At 36.4% G+C, this 1,388-nt stretch carries 1 protein-coding gene; it reads right to left on the reverse strand.

The genetic code is table 11. From position 1 onward, the window contains the following. Positions 1 to 203: 203 nt before the first annotated feature. Positions 204 to 1,301, reverse strand: coding sequence for an IS30 family transposase (locus ACQRC6_RS09735; protein WP_427848745.1), 1,098 nt, complete (start codon positions 1,299 to 1,301; stop codon positions 204 to 206). Positions 1,302 to 1,388: the final 87 nt, after the last annotated feature.

Genomic DNA, 1,388 nt, shown 5'->3' on the forward strand with positions numbered 1-1,388 from the left:
TGCAGATTGCAAGTTAAAATGCAACACACTCTGTAAATGATTTAACCATTATTCACAATTCATATTTTACTTTGCTGCTAACAGTCTCTTATACACAGCACGAATGGGGTCAAGGGCTTTAGAGCGAGCCTGTGAGCGTCCCTTGACGCAAAATGAGGGCTGTGTATATCCTACTGTTAAAGCAAAGTTAGTCCTACTTTACTTCATGACATAGAAAGTAGACGTTTCTTTTCTTCCAATGCACTACGGCCATCAAATATTTTCCGTGGCATTGTATTTAATCTATATTCGATTTCTTTTATTTCTTTTTGACTATAGCTACTGATGTTGCTTCCTTTTGGAATAAAGTAACGTATCAAACCATTGGTTTGTTCATTAGTTCCTCGTTCCCATGAGTGATAAGGATGGCAATAATAAATCTCTGTTCTTTGCTTTTTTCCTCTATAATTAATGGCTGAAGTCTCCATTCCTTCCCAGTCCATGAACTCTGAGCCGTTGTCCACCGTGATGCCCTTAAATTTTTCTCTAAAGGTCTTGGCTCCTATTCTACGCTCTAAATTATCCAACACTTTGACTACATTTTTCGACTTCTGGGATGTCATTTTAAAAAGTAAACACTCTCTTGTACTTCTTTCCGTTAAATTCAATATGACGCTTCTACTCTTACCCTTGCCTGATTCTATGCAGTCCATCTCCCAGTGTCCATATTCACTACGATTATTTGCTACTTGAGGTCTTTGGTCAATACTTTTAGCTCCCCCTCTGCGAGGACGCTTTTTAACTCGAGTATATTTACGCTTACTGCATCGTCCTTTGCGTGGAAGATCAATTTTGCTAATATTGAGAAACAAATTTTTTTCTATATAGTTATAGAGAGTGCGAAGACTTATTGGTGTTCGTTGATAGCAGGGCTCATTACGTAAGTTCTCTAAGGTACAATAAGGAGAATTCTTATCTAAAATCTGTTCTTCTATTTTTTTAGCTAATTCTTGATTGTTTCCTATAGATAAACTTGGTCCTTTATTCTGTGCTCTATGGTCATGTTCTTGTTGTCCTATCACAGCACTGTAGTCCTCTTGTTCTTCACATTGGCTATTTACACTAATTACATGTCCTCGCTTTAACTCGCGGCAAATAGTTGCTGGGCTCACACCTATGTATTCAGCCATTTTACGCTGACTTAATCGTTTCTTTTTTGGAAGTTTGAGATTCTTTCGTACTAAAAATTCGAGTTCTTCTCTTTCTTCAAAAGTTAAGTGTTTACCTTTTTTTCTTCTTTTGATACAATATGTGTAGCTCATGAAAACCTCCTTTTGAATTTTTTGTCAAATTCATTTTATCAGAGTTTTTCATGAGCTTCTTTGTTTCATTTTATTATACAACTCGCC

It is taken from the genome of Peptoniphilus sp. SGI.035, assembly GCF_050315115.1.
Taxonomy (GTDB): domain Bacteria; phylum Bacillota; class Clostridia; order Tissierellales; family Peptoniphilaceae; genus Peptoniphilus_A.

What these genes read in the sequence shown, in the direction of transcription:
- ACQRC6_RS09735 (WP_427848745.1), bottom strand. Translation starts at nt 1,301, where the DNA reads ATGAGCTACACATATTGTATCAAAAGAAGAAAAAAAGGTAAACACTTA.